Genomic DNA, 18,107 nt, shown 5'->3' on the forward strand with positions numbered 1-18,107 from the left:
GAAGATCATGCGTCACAAAGTCCTGGTCGTCGAGGACGATCACGCTCTGCGCGACGTGCTGCGTCGTGGCCTGACCGAGGAGGGGTTCGACCCCGTCCTCGCCCCCGACGGCTCGACCGCCCTGCGGCTGGCCACCGCCGACATCGCGGCGGCCGTCCTGGACATCGGGCTGCCCGACGCGGACGGACGGGACGTGTGCCAGGCACTGCGCGCCAACGGCTTCCCCGCTCCCGTGATCTTCCTGACCGCCCGGCACGGGCTCACCGACCGGCTGTCCGGCTTCTCCGCCGGCGGTGACGACTACCTGCCCAAGCCCTTCCACCTCGCCGAGCTCGCCGCACGGCTGAGAGCCGCCGTCAGACGAGCGGCGCCGACTTCGACGGCCACGGCCGGGGACCTCGTCCTGGACGCGGTCGGGCACTGCGCCACCGTGCACGGCGTCCGTGTCGCGCTGACCCCGACCGAGTTCCGGCTGCTCGCGCCGCTCGTCGCCGCGGCAGGATCCACCGTCAGCCGTCGGGAGCTGATCAGGGCGGCCTGGCCCGAAGGTGCGCAGGTCAGCGACAACACCCTGGACCAGTACCTGACGCGGCTGCGGCGCAAGCTGCGCGAGGCGGGCAGCACGCTGGCGATCGGTACGGCACGCGGGATCGGACACCACCTGTCATGACCCTCGACCGTGTCCTGCGCCGCCTGGCGCCCCGTACCCTGCGCGGCCGGCTCTCGCTCGTGGCGCTGACCACCGCCGCCCTGCTGATGACCGTCCTGACCGTGGTGTTCAACGTCGTGACGGACCGGCATCTGCAGCATCAGGCGGACGACGAACTGCGCAACCGGGCCGCCGCCGTGGCCACGACCGTCGACACCAGCGGCCGCCGGGTGCGCGTCCTGGAGACCTCGAACGACGGTCTCCTCGACGCGAACGCCTGGATCTATGCCGGCACACGACTGCTCGAGAGGCCACCGTCGACGACGGCCGGCAGTCCGCTCGCCCGGACCGTCGACCGGCTGGCCGCCCGGCGCGCGCCGGGGTGCACGACCGTCCACGCCCCCGACCACCAGCCCGTCCGCCTGTGCTCCCGGCCGCTGACCGGCCGTCATGCCGACGCAACGGTCGTCACGGCCTTGGACCTCGGTCCCTACCGCAGTTCGGCCAACACCCTGCTGCTGGGATCCCTGGTCCTGGACGCGATCATGCTCGCCTGCACCTACGTGCTCACGCGTCTCGCCGTCGGCCGGGCACTGCGCCCGGTGCGGACGATGACCGACCAGGCCACCCAGTGGAGTGCCGTCGGCTCCGACGACCGTTTCGGCGCCGACGAGCACCCGGCCGAACTGGCCCGTCTGGGCGCCTCCCTGGACGCGTTCCTGGACCGGATCCGCACCGTGCTGCGCCACGAACAGCAACTGACCGGCGAACTGTCCCACGAACTGCGGACCCCGCTCACCCGGATCGTCATCGAACTCGACTGGTGGCGGGCCCGCCACCGCTCGGAAGCCGAGACCCGCGCCAGCCACGAAGTGATCGGCGAGGCCGCGCAGTCGATGCGCACGATCTGCGACACGCTCCTGAGCGACGCGCGCGACAACGCGCTGCACCCGCCCATGGCGCCCGGAACGACCGACGTCGTCCCCGTCCTGGACCGCATGGTCCAGGGCCTCGACACACCGGATGACGTGAAGGCCACCGTCGCGCCCGCAGCCCAGGATCTTCGGACGGGGGTCGCCTCCGCTCTCCTCGAACGGATCGTCAGTCCGTTGCTGGCCAACGCGGTGCGCTACGCCCGCTCCGGCGTGACCGTCGCCGCGCGGCGCGTACCCGGTGCCGTGCGGATCGACGTGGTCGACGACGGCCCGGGCGTGCCGGAGGCGTTCGTCGGCGAGCTGTTCCAGCCCGGCAGGCGGGCCGACCCCGGCGACGGACACGACGGCGCCGGCCTCGGGCTGCCGCTCGCGCGCCGGCTGGCCCGCGCCGTCGGAGGTGAGGTGTCCTACGACTCCGAGCACACCCCCGGGACCAGGTTCACGGTCAGTCTGCCTGCTGCATGACCGGTTCGGAGACGTCCCTGCGGGTCGCGGACAGGTAGCCGACCAGCCCGAGGATGACCGCCAGGAACAGGGCGCTGGTCACGACGGTGCCCAGGCCGACGCCGCCGTCACCGGTGGGCTGGGAGAGGTAGTCACCGATGGAGGCGCCGAGGGGGCGGGTGAGGATGTAGGCGATCCAGAAGCTCCAGACAGCGTCCAGGCCCAGTGCGAAGTGCGCGATGGCCACCGCGGCGATGGCTGCGGCGAACAGGACGGCGGACAGCCAGTAACCGAGGTCCATGCGCTCGGAGAGCAGGTCGCCGGCGGCGGTGCCCAGGGCGAACGTGAACAGTACCGCCAGCCAGTAGAAGGACTCGCGGCTGGTGGTGTCGATGTGGTGGATGGACAGGGTCCGCTCGCGCCGGTACCAGACCACGAACACGACGGCGAGGACGATCGCGAAGACCGTCGTACTGGTCTCCAGCGGCACACCCATGTTGTCGGTCAGGTTGTCGCTGATCAGGGTGCCGACGACGCTGATCAGCGCCACGGCGAGCCAGTACACGCCCGCGCGGTAGGCACGGGTGCGGAACTGGACCACCAGGACGACGGCCAGCAGGCCACTCATCAGCACGGACACACCGGTCAGCCCCAGACCGGCCTTCTCATTCAGCAGGTCGGCCGCGGTCTCGCCGACCGTCGTGCACAGCACCTTGATGACCCAGAAGTAGACGGTGACTTCGGGCACCTTGTTCCACTGCGGCCGGTGCCGGGAGGGGGCTGCCTGGCCGGCCTCCGCAACCACCGGGCTCTCAGACGTTTCGTATGTCATGCTGCCCGACCGTGCCACCCGGCACCTGAACACATCCTGACTGCCGCCGCGCATCACCCGCCCGGGTAAGGACGATCGAAGCGCCGGCCGCACGGGAGGGGCGAGAGCCGACCCGGCCCGCTCAGCCCGGGTGGGGCCGGGCCAGGCCGTGGTCGTAGGCGAAGATCACCGCCTGGATGCGGTCACGGGCGCCGATCTTGGACAGGACACGGCCGACATGCGTCTTCACCGTGGACTCCGACAGGACGAAACTCGTGGCGATCTCGCCGTTGGTCCAGCCCTTGCCGATGGCGACGAGGATCTCGCGTTCGCGGTAGGTGAGGGAGGCCAGCCGCGGGTCCTCGGCGGAGCCGTCGGCACGGGACGGCACCAGTCGGGCGAACTCGTGCAGCAGGCGGCGGGTGAGTGCGGGGGCGATCACGGCGTCCCCGATGGCGACGGCGCGGATGCCTGCGAGCAGTTCCTCCGGGCGGGCGTCCTTGAGGAGGAAGCCGCTGGCTCCGGCGCGCAGGGCCGCGTAGACGTACTCGTCGAGGTCGAAGGTGGTCAGCACCAGGACGCGGGAGCGGTCGCCGGCCGCGACGATGCGGCGCGTGGCCTCGATGCCGTCCATGCCCGGCATACGTACGTCCATGAGGACGACGTCCGGACGGAGCTCGGCGGCCTTGCGTACCGCTTCGCCTCCGTGCGCGGCCTCGCCGATCACCTCGGTCTCGGGCACGGAGTCGAGGAGCATGCGGAAGCCGTACCGCTGGAGCGGCTGGTCGTCCACGACGAGCACGGTGGTCATCGGGCACCCTCCTGGGGAGCGAGGTCGAGCTCGGCACGCACCGTCCACCCCGTGCCGACGGGACCCGCGCTGACGTGCCCGCCGTAGAGGGCTGCTCGTTCTCGCATGCCCACCAGGCCGTGTCCTTCCTCGTTCGCGGTACCGGGAACCCCGGCCGGGGCGAGTGGGCCGGAGTCCTGGACGGTGATGGTCAGCCGCGTGTCCTCCACGACGACCGCCAGGTTCGCACGGGCGCCCGCGCCGGCGTGCTTCAGGGTGTTCGTCAGGGCCTCCTGCACGATGCGGTAGACCGTGAGCTGCACCCCGCTGTCGAGGGCTTCGACGTCACCGGCGGTACGGTAGACGACCTCCAGGCCGGCGGCGCGCACCCCCTCGCACAGCGCGTCGATGTCCGCGAGCCCGGGCTGCGGGCTCAGTTCCGGCTCGCCCCGCGGACCGTCCGCCTCGCGCAGCACGCCGAGCACCCGGCGCAGTTCGCTCAGGGCCTGACGGCCGGTGCCGCCGATGAGGTGCAGGGCTTCCGCTCCCCGGTCCGGGGCGACGGCCGTGGCGTAGGCGCCCGCGTCGGCGAGCGTGATGATGACGGACAGGTTGTGGCCGACGATGTCGTGCATCTCGCGGGCCACCCGCGCCCTTTCTGCCGCGACGGCGAGCCTGCCCCGCTGGTCGCGTTCGATCTCCAGCCGCGCCGCACGGTCCCGCAGCCCGGCCAGCTGGGCCCGCCGGATACGGATCATCAGGCCGAGCGCGAGGGCCGCGGTGGCCGTGCTGAGCAGGAAGAAGAGCGCGTCCCAGACCGGCACCGCCGCCGCGACCCGCGCCGCGACCAGGCCCAGCGCAGCCGCCATGGCCGCGCAGGCCCAGGGCAGCTGCCGCAGCCGCCCGTGCAGGGCCAGGCTGTACAGGGCGACGAAGAGGGCGACGTCCGCACGGAGTGCGGCACCGAAGGCCCACTGGAGCACGAACACGGCCGTGACGGCGCCGAAGGCCACCGCGGGCGCCCGCCGTCGCCACAGCAACGGCAGCACCAGCCCGGCCTGCAGGGCCAGCATGCCGGCCGTGGGCAGCCGGGTGAACGCCAGGCGAAAGCGGCGCGGGCCGTCGCCGTCCCCGCCGACCGCGCCGACCGCGTGCAGCAGGTCCGGCAGGCAGAACAGCAGGAAGACCAGGACCACCACCGCGGTGTCCAGCACCCACGGATGGGCCCGGTCGGCGAGCCGGAGCCGCTGGCCGGCCCGGCCGATCCGGGCGACCAGCGGCCCCATCCCGCCGAGGTCATCGATGGTCACGGAATTCACCAGCCCATGATGCGGGTCCAGCCCATGATGCGGGCGCAGGGGCTCAGGCGTCGCTGCGCAGCAGCCGGTACGCCGCCCCCGCCAACGCGAGTGCCGTCCAGCCGAGGAAGACCAGGAGCCCGGCGGCGGGCGACAGGGTGGTGGAGTCGTGGGTCAGCGCGAAGATCGACTCGCCCGCATGGCTCGGCAGATAGGGGGCTATGTCGCCCTGCCACGAGGTGGGCAGCAGGGAGATCAGTCCGGGGACCAGCATCAGGGCCGCCACCAGGACCGAGATGCCACCCGCCACGGACCGCAGCAGCGCGCCCAGGGCGGTGCCGATCACACCGACCAGGCCGAGGTAGAGTCCGGCACCCAACAGGCTGCGTACGACCCCGGCGTGGCCGAGTCCCATGGCCGCGGGCGTGCTGGAGACGATCTGGCTGCCGACGAGGAAGGCGACGAACGCGCCGACGGTGGCGATCACCAGCGCGACCAGCCCGTACACCACCGCCTTGGACCACAGCACGGGCAGCCGGCGCGGCACCGCGGCCAGCGTCGAGCGGATCATGCCGGTGGAGTACTCGCCCGCCGTGACCAGCACGCCGAGCACACCGAGGGCCAGCTGGGCGAAGTTCGTGCCGAAGAGGGACAGGCTCACGGCCGTCGCGGAGGCGAAGTCGCGGTCCAGGCGCCGGCCGGAGTCGAGATTGGACTTGTAGTGGCTCGCGGCGATGACGCCGAAGGCGACGAGGAACAGCAGGCCCAGAGCGAGGGTGATCCAGGTGGAGCGCAGGGACCAGAGCTTGGCCCACTCGGAGGACAGCACACGCCGTCCGGTCACCCGGTAGACGGGGCGGACCGGAGCGCTCCGGGCGGTCTCAGGGGTCTCGGGTGTCGCCGTGAGGGTGCTCATGCCGCGCTCCCGGAGGTGTTGGTGCCGGTCGTGGAGCCGTGGTACTCCACCGCGTCTTTGGTCAGTTCCATGAATGCCTCCTCCAGCGACACCGCCTTCGTGGTCAGCTCGAACAGGGGGATCCCGTGCTCGGCCGCCTTCAGCCCGATCTCGCGGGCGGGCACCCCGGTCACCTGCAGTTCCTCGGAGCCGACGCGGCCGGTGATCTCCACGCCCGGCCCGGCCAGCACGTCCCGCAGCCGCGCGGGGTCGTCCGTGGCGACCTTCACGACGTCGCCGCCCGCCTCGCGGACCAGGTCGTGCACCGTCGTGTCGGCCAGCAGCCGGCCGCGCCCGACGACGATCAGGTGATCCGCGACCAAGGCCACCTCGCTCATCAGGTGCGACGAGACGAACACCGTCCGCCCCTCGGCCGCGAGCGACGTCAGCAGATTGCGGATCCAGAGCACGCCCTCGGGGTCCAGTCCGTTCACGGGCTCGTCCAGCATCACCGTCTGCGGATCGCCCAGCAGGGCGGCAGCTATGCCCAGGCGCTGTCCCATGCCGAGGGAGAAGGCCCCGGCCCGCTTCTTCGCGACGCTTGCGAGACCGGCGAGCTCGACGACCTCGTCGACTCGGCGGCGTGGAATGCCGTGGGTCAGCGCGAGCGCACGGAGGTGCTGGTAGGCGGAGCGGCCCGGGTGTATCGACTTCGCCTCCAGGAGCGCCCCGACTTCCTGGAGCGGTGCCCGGTGGCGGGCATAGCGGTGGCCGTTCACCGTGACGGAGCCGCTCGTCGGCGTGTCGAGCCCGACGATCATGCGCATCGTCGTGGACTTGCCCGCCCCGTTGGGCCCGAGGAAGCCGGTCACCGTGCCCGGCCGCACGGCGAAGTCGAGACCGTCGACGGCTGTCTTCTCCCCGTACCTCTTGGTGAGCTGCTGTGCGTCGATCATTCGTGTTCTCTCTCTCGGACTGCGGCGTCCGGCACACCTGACGCCTCCTCCGCCACGCTAAGTCCGTGAACTCCCGGATCCGGTGGTACCGGGGGCTGAACAGTGCCGCGCACGTGGTACCGGGGTACTACGGTCCGGCGCGCAAGAGGTGAGGCGGCGCTCGACAAAGCCGCTGTGGGGGTCCGGCGGAGGTGTACAGAAGCTCGACCTGACGCTCGCGCTCGAACGGTTCTGCCCGCCACCGGCGCGGGCAGAACCGCCCGCGCCGATGGCGGCGTGCCGGAGTCGCGGTGCCGGTGCGGCTCAGCGGACCGTCACGTTGAAGACCGGTGAGGCCGTGTTGCCGCTGACGATGCGCAGGTCGTTCTCGCCCTTCAGACCGAGCTTGACGCCCAGCGAGTAGGAGCCGTTGCGCGCGACGGGGGCGGATGCGGGGAGGCTGACCCACTTGCCGTGCTGCTTCTGCTGCAGGGTCACCGTGCTGCCCGCCTTGAGGCCGGTCGTCCTGCCCGTGACCCGGAACAGCTGCCAGGCGCGGACGGAGGACACCGACGGCGTGGCAGTGATGCCGGCCTTGGGCGCCTGGGCCTTGTGCGCGACGGCGACGGGAGACACGGTGTGCGTGGCCGGGGTGGCGGCCATCGCGGTGCCGGCGAGAGCGAGGGAGGCCGCGCCGAGGGCACCGACGACGGCTATACGCAGGGAACGCCGCTTCGAGACCATCACAGATTTGTCCCTTTCCATGACTTGAACAGCATTTGGCTGAAATGTGCACTACATGCTGATTGGTGTAGGCACTAGGAGTGACGTCACTGGAAACGCAGGCGTTCACCGGCGTCATGTCGCTGTCTTGTAACAGCACCGCGCAGAGGCGTGCGCAGGGGACAAATGCTTTGACCACGGTTGGCTGCCGTCGACACCATCCGGCACCTGTACGACGGCGACTTCGTCCCGTGGGCCGGGGGTGTGCTGGTCACCGACGGTGCGGCAGGCGATCCGGCCTTCGAAGCAGCGGTCACCGCAGCCATCTGGGACATGTACGGCCCCTGCGCCCACGCACACACCGCGGAACTCACCCGGCTCTTCACACAGGAGCTCGGCTACGCGCCCGCCGCCCTTACTGCTTCGCCACAACGCCGTGTTCGACGCGCAGGTGTCCTGATTCCGGCCCTCGGCCGAGAGGGGGAGGAACCGCACCAACGGCGAGGCGGACCGCCACGCGGCAGCGTCAGCGTGGTAGCCCCAGCTCGTCGAGGGAAGTGCCGGTCGCCCAGCGCCGCAGTCCGCGGCCGTTCAGGAGGTGGACGTCGCCTTGGCGGGAGGCCCACAGCATGTCCGCGCGGCTGAAGCGGCCACGGTGGACAACGACCTGGATCGGGCGGCCGGCGCCCGGGCGGCCCGTCTCGACGACGGTCGCGCGCCAGTCCTGGCCTTCCTCGGCCGTCGTCTCGGAGCGGAACGCTACGTCCAGTTGGCGCCCCTGGCGGTCCCGGGCGTGCAGACGCCGCCTCCCTTTCTGCAGGGTCAGGTCGACCACGCGCCAGCCGTCACGCTGCAGGATGCGCGCCGCCGCCTCCGCCAACCCGCGCTCGTCGAGCAGGGTGAGCTCCGCCGCGGTGTAGCGGCCGCCGCGCCGGCGGACGACCGCCCGGCGCACGCGCAGGGCCACCACGGCGCTGGAAGCCAGCAGGATGACGCCGAGCGCAAGCCCGACGACGCCCGATGTGCTCTGAAGCCAGACGAGCAGGCACACGGGGACGAGCACGGTCAGGCCGAGGCCCGCGAACGCGGGGAGGACCTCCCGGAGTTCGGGGCCGTACAGCCCCTGGGCCCGGAGTTCGGACACCGCCTGCGTCCGCTGCGCCCGGCGCGAACCGGGAACCTGCCGGCGCTGCCCCCGTACCGGCATGTGCGACTGCTGCCACCTCGTCACCAGAGTCCACTCCCCACGGTCTTGCCGTCCCCCTCGCGGTAGGGGTATCCGGTCACCACCGATCCGCGGCACGGGACAGCCGTGGGCCACGATGTCATGTCCGGCCGGTGACACGGTAGCCAGGTGCCGGGGAGTGCTCGGACGAACCGCCGCCGGCATCGCCCGGCGCTGCGGCTCGAGCGCCTGACCCGACCGGCCCGCACGCTCAGAGGCTGGTGAGCAGGCCGTCGACCCGGGCCCAGAACGCGCGTACACCGAGTCGGCCCACCTGGGCCCCGGCTCAGGACCGCGTGGCGAAACGCCGGGTGACGGCCAGGGCCGCGGCCATGATGCTCAGTTGCGGGTTCACCTCCGGGCAGCTCGGCAGTACGGAGCCGTCGGCGATCAGTACGCCGTGTACGCCCCGCAGGCGTCCCTCCGGGTCGGCCGGTGACCGCTCGGGGTCGGTGCCGGCCGCCGCGGTGCCCGTGGGGTGGAACGCGGACACGTGGAGGTGGCGCGCGCTCACCGTGTCGAGCAGTGCCTCCAGCTGGGCCGGGGTTCGGGCGCGCGGAGCGTGCGGGACGCCCGTGAGCACCTCCTCCGCGCCCGCCGCGAACAGCAGGCGCCCCATGGCCCGTTGGGCCCGCAGCAGCCGCCCGGCGTCGCGCTCCGCCAGGTCGTAGCGCAGCAGCGTACGGTCGCTCCCCAGGACGCGGCCCGAGGGCCGGTCGGCGATCATGGCGCCGAGGGTGGCCAGTCGCTCCGTGTCCTCGAGTTCGCGTCGCAGTTCGCGACCGACGCCCGGCAGGACGAAGGAGCTCATGCCGGGTGGCGCCGCGGTGGCCTCGATGAGGATGCCCTCGCCGCGCAGGTGCTCCACTCCCACGCTCTGCAGGACGCCCTTCCCGCCGGCGACGGGGTGGCCGAAGCGGCCCGCGACGCTGAGGGCGGGGTGGACGCTGAGACGGTGACCGAGCCGCGGGTGCGCGCCCAGGCCGGAGCGGCGCAGCAGCGGCGGCGTGTGCAGAGCCCCCGCGGCGACCACGACCAACGGACTGAGGATCTCCAGTTCGCTGCCGTCCGGGCGGCGGGCCAGCACCCCGGCGGCCCGTGGTCCGCCCGGCCCGTCGCGGTCGGTGAGGACACGCCGTACGCGGGCGCCGGTCAGGATGCGGGCGCCCGACGCGCAGGCCTCGGGAAGCACGGACAGCTGGACGCTCTGTTTGGCGCCGGTGGGGCAGCCCACGACGCACTGGCACGAACCCCGGCAGCCCGGGGCGTTGCGCCGCAGGGGCGCGGCGGCCCAGCCGAGTTGTCCGGCCCCGGCGAGTGCGAGCAGTCCGTTGTCGCCGAGGACGTCCCGCGGCTGGCGTGCCACCCGCAGGGTGCGTTCGACCTCGTCGAGGTGGCGGTCGAAGCCCTCGACGGCCGCGAATCCGTGCCGGCTCAGCCAGCGGGCGACGACATGGTCGGGCGTGCGGTAGCACGTACCGGAGTTGACGACGGTCGTACCGCCGACCGCGCGGCCCACCGGCAGGACCAGCGGAGGGCTGCCGACGGCGATCGTCGCGCCGCCGTCCCGGTACAGGTCGACGAAGCGGTCCAGCGGAGCCCGTCGGGCGAACGACGCGGTGGTGTGGTGGTCCCCCTCCTCGACCACGACGACGCTCATACCGGCCGCCGCGAGCGTCCGCGCGGCCATCGCCCCGCCGGCGCCTGATCCGACGACGACCGCGTCGGCGGTGGACCGCGTGGGCCAGTGGCCGGAGGGCGTGCAGTCGAGCGGTGGATCATCGGGGGCGGACACCGGGGGCGCCGCGTCGTGGTGCAGTGTCCGCTCGGTGCCGGCGGCCAGCATCACCGGCACCTTGACCGCGTCCAGCAGCGGCAGCAGTGCCCGGCGTGAGGCGAGCGACGCCATGACGTGCTGCCGCCCTGCCGCATCGAGCGCGGACAGTCGCCTGCCGGTGCGGGCGACGGCGTAGGCATCGATGGCCGCGGTCGCGCCGCGTACCGCGAGCCGTGCCGGGGCGGGCATGGCGTCGAGCAGTGCCGCGACGCGCCGGGGTACGGCCCCGGTCCACGCGGTCGTGCCGTCGTCGGCGAGGAGGGCGGCGACAAGTCCGTTGAGGGCAAGGGACGTTGGGGAGTCCGGGGAGGAGGGCAGCGGAGACCTCATCGCTCGCCGACCTCCGCATGGGCGGTACCCGACAGCCGCCATACGGCCTCCGGCCGCCACCCGCCCCGCCAGCGCTCCAGGTGTACCACCGTGTCCGCCCTCTCGCTGTTGCGGCACACCGCGGCGGAACCGTCCGGATCGGTGTAGTCCAGTGCGAGTGTCCGCTCCGGCGGCTGGGTCACCGTCACCCGGATCCGCCGCAGGCCGGCGCGGCCCTCGATCCGCCACCGCGGCAGGCCGATGTCCGCGCGGAACCGGCCCATGCCCGCCCAGCCCACGGCGGACCGCTCCACCCGCCGCGGCCAGGTCCGCCCGTTTCGGTACAGGCGCAGGAACACCAGTGGGGGCAGCCTGTCCAGTCCTCGCCGCATCGACACCGCGGCGACGGCCTCCAGGATGTCACCGCCGCCCAGGTCAGCGTGGAGCCAGGCCCAGCGGCGGGCGTTGCCGTGGCCGTAGACGCGGGCGCTCGCTCCGGGCGCGTCCGCGAGCCGTAACTCGCCGGTGCCGTGGCGGACGGTGCCGCTGTAGCGGGCGCGCGCTGCGGGCAGCATGTGCGAGGCGGGCAGCCACGGGTGTCGCCAGGACCAGCGGGGAAAGGTGTACAGCGGCGGTCCCTGCGGCTGCTCCGAGAGCGCCCAGCTGAACGGGCCGGCCGAGCCGGTGAGACGGCCCGGGACGGCACGGATGCCCTCGGCGCTGAATCCGTGGGGTTGCCGCTCCCAGGGGGTGGGGCCGAAGCGGGCGTGCTCCACCGGGCCGCCCTTGGGGAACACGGCGGCCCAGCCGTGCGCGTAGGCGGGTGAGCCGTCGCTGGGCGCGACGATCTCGTGGTGCAGCCAGACGCCCGTGCCCGTCGCCGGATCGGTCAGGGTGGTGTACCAGACCTCCGTCCGCCCCGGGGTACCGTCCCAGCGCGGCGCCGGATTCCGGCCGGTGGCGGGTTCGGCGGCCCGGGGGAACCGGAAGCCGGCGAGGAAGGGCAGCAGGCCTGTGGCGAGGGGGAAGCGCAGGGTGCCCGCACCGGCCGGTTCACCGTCCTCGTACAGGGTGTACGGCAGTACGGTCAGGGAGGTCAGGGGACGCCGGAACGACACCGACTTCCAGCCGTCCAGCAGCAGGCGCCGGCCCTCCAGGTCGAAGCCGACCCGGTAGCGAATCCTGCGGCGCGCCAGCGGTGAGATCTCCAACTCGCCCACGAGGCCGGTGTCGTCGGCCCGTCCGGCAATCCGGATCCGTCCCGTCAGCCGAGCCTGCGTCGTCCGGTGGGGCAGCAGCACCCGGTCGGCGCGAGCCACGAGGTCGAGCCGCACGGGGCGGTCGGTCTCCTCGCCGACGAGGCGTACCCGGCCCAGCATGGTTTCCCGGAACGCTGTTCCGCGTGAGCTCACCGGGCGTCCTCCCCGCGTGCTGCGGACCGTGCCAGGCCTTCGAGCATGATGCGCTCCGTCGCCGACAGGTAGTCGCCGGCGGCGGTGCGTGCCGCGTCCGGGTCGCCGGCCGCCACGGCTTCCACCACGGGCGCCAGGCGGTCGTGAGCGGCGCGGGCGTCCTCGAAGGGCCCGACCAGGGCGGCGCGCACCGGCATGTACGCGTTGAAGAGTGTGTTGGTCAGCAGGACGTACACGCGGTTGCCCGTGGCACGGGCCAGTGCCCGGTGGACCTCGGCGTCCGCCAGCTGTGCCGGGTCGCCGCCGTCCGCCTCCCCGACGGCCGCCAGCAGCCGGCGCAGTTCGACGATCTGGTCCGCCGTGGCGCGGGCCGCGGCCCGTTCCGCGATCAACGCGCCTATGCTGCGGCGCACTTCGAAGATCTCGCCGATCCAGTCGGGGCTGTGGCGCACCAGCATCGGCAGCAGGTCCGCCCCGCCCAGGCGCAGGAAGTCCCGTACCCGGGTGCCCACTCCGTGGCGTGTCTCCACCAGGCCGGCGTGCGCCAGCCGGCCGAAGGCGTGCTTGAGAGTGGTGCGGGTGACCCCGAACCCGTCGGCGAGTTCGCGTTCGGGCGGCAGATAGCTCCCGGCCGGATGGCGCCCGGCGAGGATGTCCTCGCGCAGCTTCCTTTCCAGCACGTCGACGATCGTCTCGCGTGGCAGTGCTTCCACCCCGGGCCTCCAGCGACGCATTGGTTCAGTGGCTGAGCCACTCAACCAATGAAGGTTCCTGGAGTCAATGGCCTTGGCAGCCGATCGGCATCACTCTGTTACTGACAGCCCGTCCTTGGAAAGGAACCCGGGTGGCCTCTGGAAGGGAGTGGCCCGTTGTCCTCCTCCGGCTTCCGTACCGTTCCGGACTCCGCCGATGTGGTGATCACCGGGGGTGGGCCCTCCACGAGCGGCAGCAGACCCGGTCCGTCGCCCGCGAGCTCGGCCTCCCACCCCCCTCGGCTGACCCCTCACACCTCCAAGGACCGCCATGACCAGTACCGCACTGCCCACCACGGACGACCTGCGCGCCCGTGCCCGTGCCGCCCTGGAGCGCATCGGCGTCGACGTGCCCGAGGGCGGGGACCTGCACGCCCGTACGCCCCTCACCGGCGAGCACCTCTTCGGGCTGACGGCGGCCACGGCCACCGACACCGAAGAGGCCGTCGCCGCCGCCCGTACGGCCTTCCTCACCTGGCGCGTCACGCCCGCACCACGCCGCGGGGAACTCGTGCGCCGGCTGGGCGGGTTGCTGCGCGACCACCAGGGCGACCTGGCCGACCTGGTCACCGTCGAGGCGGGCAAGATCCGCTCCGAAGCGCTCGGCGAGATCCAGGAGATGATCGACGTCTGCGACTTCGCCGTAGGTCTGTCCCGACAGCTGTACGGCCGCACGATCGCCTCCGAACGTCCTGGTCACCGGCTGGCCGAGACCTGGCATCCGCTCGGCGTGGTGGGCGTCGTCTCCGCCTTCAACTTCCCCGCCGCCGTGTGGTCCTGGAACACCGCCCTCGCTCTCGTCTGCGGCGACACCGTGGTCTGGAAGCCTTCGGAACTCACACCGCTGACCTCCCTGGCCTGCGACCACCTGCTCGCCCGCGCCGCCGACGAGTTCGGCGCGCCACGGGACGTGCACCGCCTGCTGCTCGGTGACCGAGCGGTCGGCGAGAGGCTCGTCGACGACCCCCGTGTCGCCCTGGTCAGCGCCACCGGCTCCACCCGCATGGGCCGCGAGGTCGGCTCCCGCGTGGCCGCCCGCCTCGGCCGCAGCCTGCTGGAACTCGGCGGCAACAACGCCGCGATCGTCGCCCCTTCCGCCGACCTGGGCCTCGCCGTCCCGGCCATCGTCTTCGCCGCGGCCGGCACCGCGGGCCAGCGCTGTACGACGCTGCGGCGCCTGATCGTCCACCGTGACGTCGCCGACACCGTCGTCGAGCGGCTGACCGCCGCCTACGCCAGGCTGCCCATCGGCAACCCGTTCGACGAGACCACGCTGGTCGGCCCGCTCATCTCCACCAAGGCGCTGGACGCCATGCACGACGCGCTCTCCCGCGTCCAGGCCCAGGGCGGCAAGGTCCTGGCCGGCGGAAACCGGCGCCTGGCCGAGGCCGCGCCGGCGGCGGCCTACGCCGAACCGGTCCTCGTCCGCGTCGGCGAACAGACCGACGTCGTACGGGAGGAGACCTTCGCGCCCATCCTCTATGTCCTCACCTATGACACCCTCGACGAGGCGATCGCCCTGCACAACGACGTTCCCCAGGGCCTGTCGTCCAGCATCTTCACCCGCGACCAGCAGGAAGCCGAGGTCTTCCTGTCCGCCGCCGGCTCCGACTGCGGCATCGCCAACGTCAACATCGGTACCTCCGGCGCGGAGATCGGCGGTGCCTTCGGCGGCGAGAAGGACACCGGAGGCGGCCGGGAGTCCGGCTCCGACGCCTGGAAGTCCTACATGCGCTCGGCCACCAACACCATCAACTACTCCAGCGAACTCCCCCTCGCCCAGGGCGTCAGCTTCCGAGCACAATGACGTCGTGGATCACGAAAACCCCGTCATCGTCGCCTTGGACTGCGACAACCGCGCCACCGCCGAGGAGGTGGTGGACCGGCTGGGCGACGAGTGCCGTTTCTACAAGGTCGGTCTGGAGCTCCTGACCGCGGCCGGTCCCGACTTCGTCAAGCACCTTGTCGCACAGGGCAAGGACGTCTTCCTGGACCTCAAGCTCTTCGAGATCCCCCACTCGGTCGCCGGTGCGGTCCGCGCCGCGGGGACGCTGGGCGTGTCCATGGTGACGGTGCACAGCATGGGTGGTACGGGAATCCTGGCTGCCGCCGTCGATGCCGCCCGTGCCTTCCCCGGCCTGCGGATCCTTGCCTTGACCGTGGTCACCAGCATGACCGGCGAGGACCTTGCCGACATCGGGGTCCGCGACTCGGTCGAGGAGCAGGTGCTCAGGCTTGCCCGCCTGGCGCGCAAGGCCGGGTGTCAGGGTGTGATCGCCTCGCCTCAGGACGTGGCGGCCCTGCGCGGCGCGCTCGGTCCCGCTGCCCTGATCGTCACTCCCGGAGTCACCCTGCCCGGGGACGCTCCAGCCGACCATGCCCGCCCCGGCACACCGCGTGCCGCCCTCGCCGCCGGCGCCTCCCACGTCGTCGTGGGGCGAGCGGTGACACGCGCCGCGGACCCGGCGGCCGCGTTCCGCCTCGTCCGCACCGGCCTCGACCGGTGAGCGGCGCATGCCTCGCCCGGACCGCCGTGAACGGCAGGCTTCCGCGCGAGGTTTCGCCATCTGCTCGGGAGTCAGGCTCCAGCCGACGGCACCGAGGTTCTGGCGCGGCTGCCGCTCGTCGCGGGCGCCGATGATGACCGAGGACACGGTCGGCCGCTGGAGCAGCCAGTTCAGGGCGATCTGCGGCACCGCCTTGCCCGTCTTCTCCGCGATCTCCTCCAGGGCGTCCACCACGCCGTAGAGGTGCTCGTCGCTGACGGGCGGGCCGCAGTCGGCGGTGCGGTGCAGTCGGCTGCCGGCGGGCAGCGGTACGCCGCGGCGGATCTTGCCGGTGCGGCGCCCCCAGCCGAGCGGGCTCCACACGATCGCGCCGAGGCCTTGGTCCTGGGCGAGCGGCATCAGCTCCCACTCGTAGTCGCGGCCGACGAGGGAGTCGTACACCTGGTGGGACACATAGCGCGGGTGACCGTACTTCTCAGCGGTGGCGAGGGGCTTCATAGCGCACCTTTCCCGCCTGCACGAGGGTGTCGAGGGCGGCCAGCACCTCTTCCACCGGTGTCCCGGCGTCGAAGGCGTGGAGCTGGAACAGGTCGAGACAGTCGGTACCCAGCCGGCGCAGGGCGTCCTCGCAGGCGGTGATCAGCGAAGCTCAGGACCCTCGGCAGGGGGCGCTGTTCACGGCGCTGATCGCCGCGGCCACCGGCGACGCGAAGACCGCCACCGCCCTGCACCGCTTCTACGAGGTACCCGAAGGCACCGACGCCCAGGAGGTGGTCCGCGCGGTCTCCGCGCCGCTCTACTACCACCTGCTCATCAGCGGCGGCCCACTCGACGAGACCGCCGCCGACCGGGCCGCCGAGGCCACCGCGATCACGGCACGCGCGGGGGCGTACATACGAGACGAAAAGAAGCCCGGGTGGCCGACGGACCGAGGATCTGGCCGACGGAGCATCCCTCCCGTGTTCAGGTCCGCGCCCCCGGTCCTGCCGGCCCCGTCATGCCGCCGAGTGTGGTGTGTCCTGCGCCCTGCGTGTCCAGGGAGCGCGAGGGCGCCGGTGGCGACTGCGGCGGGCGGCGCTCGTGGCCGTCATCGCCAGACCCAGACAGAAGAGGAGCGCCAGCGCGAGGCCGGAGCTGAACACGGCCAGGCCGTTCATGGTGGCGATGTCGTGGCCGAGGACGGAAACGGTGTACGCCGGCCCGCCGGACATGTTGCCGACGATCGCCAGGGCGGTGAAGGCGCCCGTGCCCGCGAGCAGGAGCAGTCCGAGGAACAGCATCCGAGTCATCTCCTCAGGAAACGTCTGCCGACCGACGGGTACCCGCGCCTCTCCGGCCCTACCACCACCGCAGCGCGTGACGTTTCCCCAGCTGAGCTCAGCGGTGGGGCCCCGGTCCGGAGGCGGCGGCGCCGGGTGCGAGGCTGAGCATCCCGTCGGCCTCCACACCGATCCGTACGCCGTGGCTGATCCGGGCGAGGGTGGCGCGCAGCCATGCGCGGTCCTGGTCCGCCGCGTGCTCCAGCCGCATCCGCCGCGCCCGCAGGGCGAACATCCGCGTGCCGGTCGTACAGCCGGTGTCCGCGTCCACCGAGACGAGGTAGCCGAGCCGGAGGTCGTCGCGGTACTCCTCGTAGCCCGAGATGCCCTCGTAGTCGTCGATGAAGTCACCGCAGCCGTAGAGGATCAACCGGCCCCGGTACACCTCGACGGGACGGGGGTGGTGCGAGGAGTGCCCGTGGACGATGTCGACGCCTGCGTCGACCAGGGCGCGCGCGAAGCGCCTCTGGTCCCGGGGGACGAGGTAGCCCCAGTTGGAACCCCAGTGCACCGACACGACCACGATGTCACCCGGCCGCTTCGACCGCCGCACGCGCTGGACGGCCGCCTCGGCAGCCGACGACGACAGCTCACGGACGTAGGCGACGCCGGACCGGTCCGTCGTCGCGGCCCAGTCGGGCGGGATGCCGCTGGACAGCGCTCCGAGGGCGAGGACCAGGATGCGGCGGCCGGGCCCGACGGGGACCGCCACGGGCGCGTAGGCCTCGTCGGCGCCGCGTCCCGCGCCCGCCGTCCGCAGCCCGGCACCAGCGAGCGAGTCCAGTGTTTCCTCCAGGCCCGGCCGGCCGAAGTCCAGCACATGGTTGTTGGCCAGTACGCACACGTCGGGCCGGGCCACCGTCAGAGCGGGCAGGTTGGCCGGATGCATCCGGTAGTGGACCGCCTTGCCCTGCGCGAATTCCGTACTCGCCGTGACAGCCGTCTCCAGATTCACGATCCGGGCGTCCGGGACGGATCGGTCGAGCAACGGCAGCGCCTCGCCCCACGGCCAGGCAGGGTCGACGGGCGCGGGGATCGGGCCGCTGACCGCTTCGGCCAGTTCCACGTACGACCGGGCATCCGTCATGTACCCCTCGCGCAGCACCGGACTTCCGGGGTGCGGAAGGATCTGGTCGACGCCGCGCCCGAGCATCACGTCCCCGCACAGGAACAACGTCACCACACCGCCGCCCATATCCCCACACTAAGCTCGATCTTTCCCTCCCGCACCGTCAGACCGCTGGTCACGGTCCGACAGCGGGGAAC

16 protein-coding genes and 2 pseudogenes are annotated in these 18,107 nt (G+C 72.5%); 5 read left to right on the top strand and 13 right to left on the bottom strand.

Annotation, left to right across the window (positions count from 1 at the left end):
• Window positions 1-7 precede the first annotated feature (7 nt).
• Both ACZ7GZ_RS23230 and ACZ7GZ_RS23235 read left to right on the top strand, forming a co-directional pair.
• Window positions 8-670 (top strand): response regulator transcription factor, encoded by a 663-nt coding sequence (locus ACZ7GZ_RS23230; protein ID WP_471027032.1) that lies wholly within the window; start codon window positions 8-10, stop codon window positions 668-670.
• On the top strand, window positions 667-2,049 hold the full coding sequence (locus ACZ7GZ_RS23235) for a sensor histidine kinase (RefSeq protein ID WP_471027034.1): 1,383 nt from the start codon (window positions 667-669) through the stop codon (window positions 2,047-2,049). The genes ACZ7GZ_RS23230 and ACZ7GZ_RS23235 overlap by 4 nt, the downstream gene beginning before the upstream one ends.
• On the opposite strand, the gene ACZ7GZ_RS23240 is transcribed toward ACZ7GZ_RS23235, so the two are convergent.
• From ACZ7GZ_RS23240 to ACZ7GZ_RS23285, 10 genes are all read right to left on the bottom strand, one after another.
• Window positions 2,030-2,860, bottom strand: a complete 831-nt coding sequence (locus tag ACZ7GZ_RS23240; RefSeq protein ID WP_471027035.1) for a COG4705 family protein — start codon at window positions 2,858-2,860, stop codon at window positions 2,030-2,032. The two genes, ACZ7GZ_RS23235 and ACZ7GZ_RS23240, sit on opposite strands and share 20 nt — an antisense overlap.
• A gap of 121 nt (window positions 2,861-2,981) precedes the next feature.
• Entirely contained in the window at window positions 2,982-3,650 is a 669-nt protein-coding gene (locus ACZ7GZ_RS23245) for a response regulator (protein WP_471027036.1), read from the bottom strand.
• Complete coding sequence (locus tag ACZ7GZ_RS23250; RefSeq protein ID WP_471027037.1) at window positions 3,647-4,939, bottom strand: sensor histidine kinase; 1,293 nt, start codon at window positions 4,937-4,939, stop codon at window positions 3,647-3,649. The genes ACZ7GZ_RS23245 and ACZ7GZ_RS23250 overlap by 4 nt, the downstream gene beginning before the upstream one ends.
• Window positions 4,940-4,991: 52 nt before the next feature.
• The gene (locus ACZ7GZ_RS23255) at window positions 4,992-5,843 is read right to left on the bottom strand and encodes an ABC transporter permease (protein ID WP_471027039.1); all 852 of its coding nucleotides are present in this window, start codon (window positions 5,841-5,843) and stop codon (window positions 4,992-4,994) included.
• Window positions 5,840-6,778: an ABC transporter ATP-binding protein gene (locus ACZ7GZ_RS23260; protein WP_471027040.1), complete on the bottom strand. Its 939-nt coding sequence runs from the start codon at window positions 6,776-6,778 to the stop codon at window positions 5,840-5,842. Before ACZ7GZ_RS23260 ends, ACZ7GZ_RS23255 begins: the two co-directional genes overlap by 4 nt.
• Before the next feature lie 303 nt (window positions 6,779-7,081).
• The gene (locus ACZ7GZ_RS23265; protein ID WP_471027136.1) at window positions 7,082-7,501 is read right to left on the bottom strand and encodes a hypothetical protein; all 420 of its coding nucleotides are present in this window, start codon (window positions 7,499-7,501) and stop codon (window positions 7,082-7,084) included.
• Between the two features lie 505 nt (window positions 7,502-8,006).
• Window positions 8,007-8,711 (bottom strand): hypothetical protein, encoded by a 705-nt coding sequence (locus ACZ7GZ_RS23270; protein WP_471027041.1) that lies wholly within the window; start codon window positions 8,709-8,711, stop codon window positions 8,007-8,009.
• A 280-nt stretch (window positions 8,712-8,991) separates the two neighbouring features.
• Window positions 8,992-10,872 (bottom strand): GMC family oxidoreductase, encoded by a 1,881-nt coding sequence (locus tag ACZ7GZ_RS23275; protein WP_471027042.1) that lies wholly within the window; start codon window positions 10,870-10,872, stop codon window positions 8,992-8,994.
• The gene (locus ACZ7GZ_RS23280) at window positions 10,869-12,263 is read right to left on the bottom strand and encodes a hypothetical protein (RefSeq protein ID WP_471027043.1); all 1,395 of its coding nucleotides are present in this window, start codon (window positions 12,261-12,263) and stop codon (window positions 10,869-10,871) included. The genes ACZ7GZ_RS23275 and ACZ7GZ_RS23280 overlap by 4 nt, the downstream gene beginning before the upstream one ends.
• Window positions 12,260-12,976: a FadR/GntR family transcriptional regulator gene (locus ACZ7GZ_RS23285; RefSeq protein ID WP_471027044.1), complete on the bottom strand. Its 717-nt coding sequence runs from the start codon at window positions 12,974-12,976 to the stop codon at window positions 12,260-12,262. The genes ACZ7GZ_RS23280 and ACZ7GZ_RS23285 overlap by 4 nt, the downstream gene beginning before the upstream one ends.
• Before the next feature lie 310 nt (window positions 12,977-13,286).
• Here ACZ7GZ_RS23285 and amaB point away from each other — a divergent pair, with 310 nt between their 5' ends.
• Both amaB and pyrF read left to right on the top strand, forming a co-directional pair.
• A complete protein-coding gene (amaB, locus tag ACZ7GZ_RS23290; protein ID WP_471027045.1) occupies window positions 13,287-14,822 on the top strand; it encodes an L-piperidine-6-carboxylate dehydrogenase in 1,536 nt (511 codons plus the stop codon).
• Window positions 14,823-14,892: 70 nt separating this feature from the next.
• The gene (pyrF, locus tag ACZ7GZ_RS23295; protein ID WP_471027137.1) at window positions 14,893-15,522 is read left to right on the top strand and encodes an orotidine-5'-phosphate decarboxylase; all 630 of its coding nucleotides are present in this window, start codon (window positions 14,893-14,895) and stop codon (window positions 15,520-15,522) included.
• Between the two features lie 30 nt (window positions 15,523-15,552).
• On the opposite strand, the pseudogene ACZ7GZ_RS23300 reads toward pyrF, so the two are convergent.
• Window positions 15,553-16,165, bottom strand: a pseudogene (locus ACZ7GZ_RS23300) (aldo/keto reductase); the annotation flags it as partial.
• Here ACZ7GZ_RS23300 and ACZ7GZ_RS23305 point away from each other — a divergent pair.
• Window positions 16,140-16,418, top strand: a pseudogene (locus tag ACZ7GZ_RS23305) (TetR-like C-terminal domain-containing protein); the annotation flags it as partial. The pseudogenes ACZ7GZ_RS23300 and ACZ7GZ_RS23305 sit on opposite strands and share 26 nt — an antisense overlap.
• 99 nt (window positions 16,419-16,517) lie before the next feature.
• On the opposite strand, the gene ACZ7GZ_RS23310 reads toward ACZ7GZ_RS23305, so the two are convergent.
• Window positions 16,518-16,802, bottom strand: a complete 285-nt coding sequence (locus ACZ7GZ_RS23310; RefSeq protein WP_471027046.1) for a hypothetical protein — start codon at window positions 16,800-16,802, stop codon at window positions 16,518-16,520.
• A gap of 97 nt (window positions 16,803-16,899) precedes the next feature.
• Window positions 16,900-18,036: a CapA family protein gene (locus ACZ7GZ_RS23315; protein ID WP_471027048.1), complete on the bottom strand. Its 1,137-nt coding sequence runs from the start codon at window positions 18,034-18,036 to the stop codon at window positions 16,900-16,902.
• Window positions 18,037-18,107: the final 71 nt, after the last annotated feature.

Source organism: Streptomyces sp. NPDC037288, from assembly GCF_055603265.1.

What these genes read in the sequence shown, in the direction of transcription:
- ACZ7GZ_RS23230 (WP_471027032.1), top strand. Translation starts at nt 8, where the DNA reads ATGCGTCACAAAGTCCTGGTCGTCGAGGACGATCACGCTCTGCGCGAC.
- ACZ7GZ_RS23235 (WP_471027034.1), top strand. Translation starts at nt 667, where the DNA reads ATGACCCTCGACCGTGTCCTGCGCCGCCTGGCGCCCCGTACCCTGCGC.
- ACZ7GZ_RS23240 (WP_471027035.1), bottom strand. Translation starts at nt 2,860, where the DNA reads ATGACATACGAAACGTCTGAGAGCCCGGTGGTTGCGGAGGCCGGCCAG.
- ACZ7GZ_RS23245 (WP_471027036.1), bottom strand. Translation starts at nt 3,650, where the DNA reads ATGACCACCGTGCTCGTCGTGGACGACCAGCCGCTCCAGCGGTACGGC.
- ACZ7GZ_RS23255 (WP_471027039.1), bottom strand. Translation starts at nt 5,843, where the DNA reads ATGAGCACCCTCACGGCGACACCCGAGACCCCTGAGACCGCCCGGAGC.
- ACZ7GZ_RS23260 (WP_471027040.1), bottom strand. Translation starts at nt 6,778, where the DNA reads ATGATCGACGCACAGCAGCTCACCAAGAGGTACGGGGAGAAGACAGCC.
- ACZ7GZ_RS23265 (WP_471027136.1), bottom strand. Translation starts at nt 7,501, where the DNA reads ATGGTCTCGAAGCGGCGTTCCCTGCGTATAGCCGTCGTCGGTGCCCTC.
- ACZ7GZ_RS23275 (WP_471027042.1), bottom strand. Translation starts at nt 10,872, where the DNA reads ATGAGGTCTCCGCTGCCCTCCTCCCCGGACTCCCCAACGTCCCTTGCC.
- amaB (WP_471027045.1), top strand. Translation starts at nt 13,287, where the DNA reads ATGACCAGTACCGCACTGCCCACCACGGACGACCTGCGCGCCCGTGCC.
- ACZ7GZ_RS23310 (WP_471027046.1), bottom strand. Translation starts at nt 16,802, where the DNA reads ATGCTGTTCCTCGGACTGCTCCTGCTCGCGGGCACGGGCGCCTTCACC.
- ACZ7GZ_RS23315 (WP_471027048.1), bottom strand. Translation starts at nt 18,036, where the DNA reads ATGGGCGGCGGTGTGGTGACGTTGTTCCTGTGCGGGGACGTGATGCTC.